Origin of the sequence: Enterobacter sp. CM29 (genome assembly GCF_013179605.1) — a bacterium.
GTDB classification, from domain to species: domain Bacteria; phylum Pseudomonadota; class Gammaproteobacteria; order Enterobacterales; family Enterobacteriaceae; genus Enterobacter; species Enterobacter intestinihominis.
The window spans coordinates 1-737 of record NZ_JABMCU010000384.1; the positions used below are offsets into that span (position 1 = coordinate 1).

1 protein-coding gene is annotated in these 737 nt (G+C 58.8%); it reads right to left on the reverse strand.

The features are described 5' to 3' along the window. Window positions 1-703 (reverse strand): chorismate-binding protein (locus HP459_RS23205; RefSeq protein ID WP_171936957.1); only part of this gene is annotated, 703 nt, incomplete at its 3' end. Between the last annotated feature and the right edge of the window lie 34 nt (window positions 704-737).

The window sequence follows — 737 nt, forward strand, 5'->3', positions numbered from 1 at the left end:
GTAAAAATGCGCTAAACGGGGCCTTATTGCTGGCATTGAGGCGGGTAAATGCCTGCCATTCGTCTCCCCGGTACGCCGCCTGGAAACGCTGGGCAAGGTTGACCTGATAACAGTCGCCGCTGTGAAGATACGCCTGCACGCGAGAGAATTTTTCCGCATATTCCGCCGCGCTCATGTTCGAGTGCCAGCCAGAGGTCAGCATAAAGTGTTCCGCTGTGGCGGGCCGTTGCGCCTCAAGCCAGGCCAGACGCGCCTGCACGTCTCGGTGGCTAAGCAGGGAAACCGTCTGCTTACGGTGATCCACGATTAGCGCCCAGTCATACAGCCCGACCGCCATATCCGGCAGGGAAATATCCGCCTGCGCATGCTCGGGCAGCTTTTCGAAACGGCGACCCAGATCGTAACCAAACAGGCCCAGCGCGCCCCCCTGGAAAGGCAGATCCGGATCCGGTGTGGCAGATAAGCCCAGAGCATGGATCTCGTTCTGAAGCCGCATCAGCGGATCGTCCGTGGGTGACAGCGCATCGGTCGTCAGCGTTTTAACCGGGTCGGCCACCAGAATATCAAAGCGGCTGTAGGGGTGATCCGCATGCCCGGAGTGCAGCAGCATGGCAAAAGGAAGGTGGCTCAGACGGGCAAACCAGAACTCGGCGGCGTCTGCACGCCAGGGTAAGGTCATAACAGTGGGGAAGCGCATGTTCATGTATGGCATACTACCGGGTAGCGTGAAATAATTA